5 protein-coding genes are annotated in these 6,869 nt (G+C 62.8%); 1 reads left to right on the top strand and 4 read right to left on the bottom strand.

What is annotated here, in order from left to right; translation table 11 throughout:
* Positions 1–260: 260 nt before the first annotated feature.
* On the top strand, positions 261–1,007 hold the full coding sequence (locus ACOADB_RS10160) for a DUF5131 family protein (RefSeq protein ID WP_378597849.1): 747 nt from the start codon (positions 261–263) through the stop codon (positions 1,005–1,007).
* Here the strand turns inward: ACOADB_RS10160 and tcmP are convergent.
* From tcmP to ACOADB_RS10140, 4 genes are all read right to left on the bottom strand, one after another.
* Positions 997–2,157, bottom strand: a complete 1,161-nt coding sequence (gene tcmP / locus ACOADB_RS10155) for a three-Cys-motif partner protein TcmP (RefSeq protein ID WP_378597847.1) — start codon at positions 2,155–2,157, stop codon at positions 997–999. The two genes, ACOADB_RS10160 and tcmP, sit on opposite strands and share 11 nt — an antisense overlap.
* A gap of 304 nt (positions 2,158–2,461) precedes the next feature.
* Positions 2,462–4,825, bottom strand: coding sequence for a hypothetical protein (locus ACOADB_RS10150; protein WP_378597845.1), 2,364 nt, complete (start codon positions 4,823–4,825; stop codon positions 2,462–2,464).
* Positions 4,822–5,784 (bottom strand): hypothetical protein, encoded by a 963-nt coding sequence (locus ACOADB_RS10145; protein WP_378597844.1) that lies wholly within the window; start codon positions 5,782–5,784, stop codon positions 4,822–4,824. The genes ACOADB_RS10150 and ACOADB_RS10145 overlap by 4 nt, the downstream gene beginning before the upstream one ends.
* Before the next feature lie 505 nt (positions 5,785–6,289).
* Positions 6,290–6,869: WS/DGAT domain-containing protein (locus ACOADB_RS10140; RefSeq protein ID WP_378597842.1), on the bottom strand; the 580-nt coding region annotated here is incomplete at its 5' end.

The following is a 6,869-nucleotide window of genomic DNA, read 5'->3' as shown; positions in this document are numbered from 1 at the left end:
TTGGCCTGAGTGCCCGCTTGCCGTTGCGGGCATACGCGTCGGAATGGGGCACCCTTTTGGTGGCGAGCCAATCGCACTAGATCAGGTGTCGCGTCGCACGGTGCCGTTCGTCGAGAGGTCCGAGCTCCGTCCGAGTCGCGTATCGGTTGGCGCTCGGACGGTGGTCGCCGCCAACATCTGCGGAAAAGCCGTTAGCCTGCTGGCGTTGAGGGCACACTGGCACTAGATCGAACAATTGTTCGAACAGCGAAGGAGTGCGGATGGCCACGAACAGCGCGATCGAGTGGACCGAAGTCACTTGGAACCCGGTCACCGGGTGCGACCGGGTAGCTGCTGGTTGTGACAACTGCTACGCCCTGGCGCTGTCCAAGAGACTCAAGGCCATGGGCGCCGAGAAATACCAGAACGACGGCGACCCCAGAACATCGGGGCCAGGCTTCGGTGTCACCACGCACCCAGCCTCGCTCGAGCAGCCTTACAAGTGGAGGTCGCCGAAGGTCGTTTTCGTGAACTCGATGAGCGACCTTTTCCACGCCAAGGTGCCGGTCGCGTTCGTCCGCGACATCTTCGACGTCATCCGAGACACGCCTCAGCACACCTACCAGGTACTCACGAAGCGAGCGCACCGGATGGCGCGCTTCGCCGACAAGCTCGACTGGCCCGCCAATCTCTGGATGGGCGTCTCAGTCGAGTCCTTCGACGCCGTCGACCGCATCGACCACCTTCGGGCCACCCCGGCCGCGGTCAGGTTCCTGTCCTGTGAGCCGCTCATCACCGCGCTGCCCAACCTCGACCTCACCAACATCGATTGGGTCATCGCCGGGGGCGAGTCAGGCCCGAACGCGAGAGCGATGGACCCGGATTGGGTCGTGGACATCCGCGACCAGTGCACCGACGCCAACGTCGCGTTCTTCTTCAAGCAGTGGGGCGGGCGAACGCCGAAGGCCAACGGACGCGAGCTCGAGGGCCGCCTCTGGAGCGAAATGCCTACTCTGGCTACAAACTGAGCGCTTTCCCACGGCGGATCACGTGACCGTGCGGCTTGCTGGCCTTGCTCACGAACTCGACCTCCTCATCCTTGACGAGCTGACGCAGGGCAGCCGAAAAGGCAGTCTCTTTGGCCTCGCCGTAGACGTCGCCGAAGATCTGGTCCACGCGCTGCACGACGGGATGGTCGACACCGTCTGCGCATAGGTCGCGCAGATTCTGGGTGATCGTGGCGATCGCCGTTGTGTGCTCGCGCTCGAGTTGGTCGGCGACAGTGTTGAACAGCATGTCCTCCAGTTCGTCCTCGTCGGGGCCGACGAAGGTCAGCCACTTCTCCCGTGCCTTCGCAGCTGCCGCGCCGAAGACCCAGAAGCCGTGGGGGTTGGCCGTGAGGAAGATGAGGAAGTACACCGGCTGGTGATGCACTTGACGTCGTACCGGCGCCACGGCCCAGGCGAAGTTCGTTCCGTCGGTGAGGCGCTTGGCGTACTCCACCGCAACGGCCTCGGCAGCCGTTTCCCACGTCTTGCCGCCAGACTGGATGTGCGCTCGCAGAGCAACCTCACGCCACCAAACTCCTCCACAGACGAGATCCGCCTTGGCCACGCCCCCCAGCTCGAGCAGGCCCTTCTTGTACTGCCCTCCTGCTCGCCGAATCAGGTCGGCGTTGAAGTTCATCAGGAACTCGGTGGCTGGCCATCGGCCCCGCTTCCTGAGAAGTGGCTGGAGCGTCGTGAACGGCAGCACGGCGCCACAGGGGTCTAGGAACATGAAGAGACTGGCGCCGGCCGCATGCCGGTACACCTCGTCGAGGTAGCTCTCGCAGTCGCCGTGCCGCGTCTCGATCTTGATCCCTCTGGCGCGGTACTCGTCGGCCACGCCGTCGAGCTTCTCCCAGTCCGCATGATTCTGCTCGACGAGGAAGATGTCGATCTGAGTCTGGTTCTTGACCTTCTGTGCGCCGATCATCATGTGTTCGGCCGATGCGGCACTACCGCCGTCGAAGCGTCCCCGCCCCGCGAACCCGTCGAAGAGGACCGACCGCTTGGGGACCAGCTTGCTCGCCGTCATCGTGGCGAACCTGATGGCGTACTGCTCCAAGATCCCGTGCTTGTAGACGGACTGCGGCTTTGGCTGGTCGAGCAGACCCGCGTCAGTTCCCTTCGACATCGTTCTCCCTAATGCCGGGCGCCCCCCTTTGGGCGTCGCCGGTGACTCATCAGGCTAGGGCGAAGACGAACTCTCCGCAGACTTCCTCCGCGTTGGCCTACCGGATGGCCTACCAACCGCTGTTCGGCAGGTTGGTAGGCCAAGACCCGAAAAACCCCAAGCAGATCCGTAGCTTGAACCCTTCGCATAGGCGGCAGATGGGCGGTAAGCGTCTTGATGGGCGCCGTGTCGCGGCGGACTGGGCCTGGTCGGGCTGACCCCAGTACGTGCTTCAGTCCCGAGGACTCCAGTGCAGGCCCTCGCGTCAGGGGACCACTTCTGTGTTTTCGTTGGCTCGTGCGCACAGCTCTGCGATGAGAGTCGCCAGGGGCTCGTGCTCGATCCTTGGGTCAAGTTTGGCGAGCAGCACGTCGAGGTCGTCGTCGTGGAGGCGGAGTCGTTGTGTTGCGAGGGCAAGCAGAATCTCTGCGGCAACACCGCCGTCGGCCTTGTCCCAGTTGAGGATGAGCGGCTCGAGGACGGCTGTCATGTCGCGGCTGAACTCTCGTTGTCCCGTGTAGTCGAGTTCGTGGGGGTTTGCGGCTCGCAGTAGGGCGGCTTGGATGATTGGGTCGTTGAAGCGAGCGAAGTTGCTGGGGTCCAGGACTGTCCAGTTGTGTTCGTGGGCTCCGGATTGCAGGAGGCCGAGTTCCACTCTCATGTGGTGGAGGATGGCGGTCACTGCGAAGAGCACCTCGCTTTGCGCAACATCTGCTGGGTCGTAGTCGAAGTCCCAGAAGGCGAAATTTGGCTGTAGTTGCAGCGGGCCTGCGTCGGGTTGGTTGCGAAGGAAGAGTTCGTCGGTGAGGCCGCGGGCGTCGTCTCCTGTCTCGCCGACTCCCTCAAGTGTTCTGATTCGGTCGTTAAGCCACTTCATTCGGTCAGGCGCTGCGTCGGGATCCTCGACAGCGTCTCGAATTCCCATCCACAGGATTGTTTCGTGAGCCCATGGAGACGACGCGTTCTCGCGGTCGTCAGGGAGCGCCAGCTCGATCAGGACCGAGACCTTGTGTTCATCGAACTGACCGTTGCCGTAGCCGAGGTTGTTGCGGACAACTTTGAGTCGACTTGCGGTGGGCGTACGTGCGGCGAGGATCAGGTAAGCGATCGGGTTGTCTCCGTGGGCAGTTCTGAGGGCTTGGCTTACGGAGGCGAGGCTGCGGCCGCTGACGACTGCGCTTGCGACGACAAGGACGAGGCCGTCCATGGAGTGCGCTTCAGGCGCGGCGATCAAGTCGCTGGCTTTGATGATCCGTCCTTCGGCGACTGCGGTCGAGTGTGTGCTGAGGTGGTCGTTGGCGAGGAGTGCCAGACGGTGGGATGCATCGTCGTCGAGGTGGACGATCCAGTTGGTGCCTGCTGGCACGTCGCGGAGGATGCGGCGGTGTAGTTGCTGTGCGAGTCGTTCGCCCTCGGTTTCCGGCGCCTTGGTGTGGTCGATTTCTGCCGCGACCTCGATCAGCGGGCCAAAGTCGAGGTAGAGCGACCGCGGGGCCGGCTCCTTGGCGTTTGCGACGTGAGCGCGAATGACGCCGAGCCCCTGTAGTTGGTTGCTGATCCGGTTCAGCCAGTTTGGAGCGTGTGACTGTTTGATTACCTGCATGGAGATCGACGGGCTTGCAGGAAGGAACTGGTCCCCGCTGATCTGAACGAGCGAGTGCCCGCGCAAACAGTCAGGGCAATCTTCCTTCTCCCAGTTCGGGAACGGCTTGTGAAGCCCATGTCCTTCTTCGGCGGGGTTGGAAGAGTCGCGAAGGGTGAGGTCACAGACGACGTTGTCGAGGATCTCGTGTCCGACGTAGCACAGGGTGATCACTCGGTGAGGATCAACGTTCTGCTTGGTCTCGAGCTTCTTGATGAGTCCGCCTGACGTCGTCGCGGAGACCAAGATCAACGCCCGTTCAGTCCCGGCGAGGTTGAAGTTTCCGTCGGCACCTACGTGGCTGCCGAAACTGTCGATGGTGAAGTCTCGGAACTGAGGGTCGAAGGAGCGGAGATGATCCTTGAGAGCGTATGCGACTGCATTGATTGAGGACGTGTCGGTGTAGACCCGGTCGAACTCGTCGTCGGGCAACAACCTGAGAAGGTTGGCGGCGATGAAGGACGTTTCGCTGCTGTTGCGGAGTGCGTTGGCTGTCCGGATGAAGCGGTCGCTGTGGCGCCGGCTGGGTTTGGCGAAGTGGTAGCCGTTGGTGGTGAGGACCACGCCTCGTTCCTTCATGATTGCCCTTAGGCCCGCCTGCATGAATCGCTCTGAATCGTTTGGTTCCCACAGAGTTGGTTCTTCGCTTGATCCTGATGCGCTGCTGAGGCGCCCATGCCTGTCGATCGTCACGAGTTCCAGTTCGGGAGGGCTGTGAAAACGAGTGGCCAGCGGCACCATTTCGAGGATGCGTTCACTGGTGGCGGCATCTCGCATGGAGTTCAGGAGAGGTCCTCGGCCGAGTAGCACGATGCGGTCCGGGATCAACCGATCATCAGCCAGGCCGGTCAGCTCGTCGGAGAGCCGTGTGACGCTCACGTCTTCTGTGGAGCAGTAGATGGCGGTGCAAATCGATGGCGCGCCGTCCGGCGCAAAGAGCTCGACCTCGAACCGGTAGAAGGGAGTAGCGGTTTCTGTGCGAGTCATCCCTCAAGATCCTGACTGGCAAGCCGTTTCCCGCGGGTAGCGAGATACTTAATGGGAACCACGAAACTGATGAAGGTGCCAACGACCGGTGCAAGATCGGTTGGGCTTGCCGTGCCGCTACGCCAGTCATGCAGCCACGGTTCTTGCTCGTCTGAGCGCGAATACGGGTCCTGCACGTAGTCGCGAACCATCGCCAAGCGCCCTGAGCGCACCTTCATGTATCCGCGTAGTTCAGTCATCAACTCTTGGACAACGTGGAGGCCATTCCCACGGCCTGGATGTTGCGATGTCGTCATGTGCTTCTTGAGGCATGCCAGCAGCGCGCTGTGTTCCTGTTCGAGGGTCGGATTGGTCAGCCTCTGTGAATGCAAAATTCGAGCTGCGAGCCCGGGGCCCGAGTCAAGAATCGATACTTCGAGGAACCGGCGCATGTCCTTTTTCGCGTCAGCCCTTTGCACGCCTTGATGCACGTCGTGCTTCAGGTAGGCCTGCAAGCCCGGATCGCCTTCGGCATGTTTGAGATGCGTGGCGAGGGAGTCACCGACGTATTCGCTGCGCAGGATCCTGACCGAACGCTCATACTTCCGATCGTCGACTGTGGTACGTGCCCAATCGTGGGTGTTCCTGAACAGTTGATACAGCACCGTTCCCAAGGAATCTTGCTGTTCCGGGCTGGGTCGGTCGCTCGAAGCTCCCACGCCGATCACCTTGAGAAGTTCGCGAGCCAGCGATTTGAACTCGTCACGTGTTCGAACTGCGTGGCCAACGGCGCCCAACGAAGTGGGCTGGTAGAGCGCAAAGGGAGCACTGTTCGATCGGTGATCGGCCGCGAACAGCGCCACCCTGCTGCCATGTCTGGCCGTGGCGACATTGCCCGCTCGGAGCAACCTGCCGGCAGTGACGGTCGTCGTGACGCCGAGGAGTGACTCGCCCTTCACATCGACTGCGCGGCGGGACATCAAGAGAGCCAGGAGCCCGTGGTCCGACTCCACAAGCGTCTCGATAGCGCTGAGACGGTCCCCTGTGGACTTCGTGTCGTCTCCAACGTCGGCTCCCGGCACGTACGTTCGGAGCACTCCTGGCGTTGGCCGGCGAGCCCACGTCAGAATTAGCTGGCCTACTGCACCCAACCCGCCGAGGTCGTCACCCCTGAGCGTCGAGGGTATTTGTAGGTCGACCTGTTCGTTCGGGTCGCATCCGGCGAGAAAGCTAGCGTGCTGTTCGAGAGCGGCTGGGCTGTGCGGGCTCTTCAGCCTGAGCACTGGCACGGACTTGGGATGCGCGGCTTGGTTCACCCATTACCTCGTGGATCTGTCGGCCAAGTAAGAACCGACTGCTCGTCGTTCCTCCGTCGACCTCACAGGTTAGGGGCTGCTGGCTGCGCTTGCGCCTCTTGTGTCAATCTGGGCGGAATGCCGCGCTCGGTCCTGCGGCGACGATTGCCACGTCGCCCTCCGTCGGGGACTACCCAGCCGAGGATTCGGCGCTGATCCCCAGCGCCACCTCAAGCTCTTCCAGCGCCTCGCCGGAGTAGACCGCGATCCGCTGCAGGTGGGGGAGGTTGTCGCGGCAGCCGGTGTAGCCGATGTTGAACTGGCCGGCGTAGCTGATGGCGGTGATGTTCAGGGCCTGGCCGTGGAAGAGGAGGCTGAGGGGGTAGTACTCCTCGAGGCGGGAGCCGTCGACGTACCGCGGCTCGGCGGGGCCGGGGACGTTCGAGAGGACCAGGTTGGATGCGGGTCGGCCGCGGCCGCCGAGGTGGGTGATGGCCTGGCCGAGGAACGGTGCCATCAGGCCGGCGGTGTAGGCGTCCATGGCGGCGCCGGAGACCTGGGGGAGGCGTTCCTTGCCGAGGCGGGTGGACGCCTTGATCCGGGCGATCCGCTCGAGCGGGTCCGCCACGTCGGTGCCGAGCTGCGTGTAGAGGAAGGTGATCGCGTTGCCGACAGAAGCGCCTTCGCCGGTACGGACCGAGACCGGCACGTTGGCGATCAGGCTCTGGGCGGGCAGGGCGTCGACGTCCTGGAGGTAGCGGCGGATCGCG

Source organism: Nocardioides sp. CPCC 206348 (genome assembly GCF_048654705.1).
Taxonomy (GTDB): Bacteria; Actinomycetota; Actinomycetes; order Propionibacteriales; family Nocardioidaceae; genus Nocardioides.
The sequence above is the reverse complement of the archived record's forward strand: the minus strand, read 5'-3'. Positions and strand labels throughout refer to the sequence as shown.

Bases quoted from the DNA above. Each gene is read 5' to 3' on its own strand.
- ACOADB_RS10145 (WP_378597844.1), bottom strand. From the start codon at position 5,784: ATGTCCCGCCGCGCAGTCGATGTGAAGGGCGAGTCACTCCTCGGCGTC.
- ACOADB_RS10160 (WP_378597849.1), top strand. From the start codon at position 261: ATGGCCACGAACAGCGCGATCGAGTGGACCGAAGTCACTTGGAACCCG.
- ACOADB_RS10150 (WP_378597845.1), bottom strand. From the start codon at position 4,825: ATGACTCGCACAGAAACCGCTACTCCCTTCTACCGGTTCGAGGTCGAG.
- tcmP (WP_378597847.1), bottom strand. From the start codon at position 2,157: ATGTCGAAGGGAACTGACGCGGGTCTGCTCGACCAGCCAAAGCCGCAG.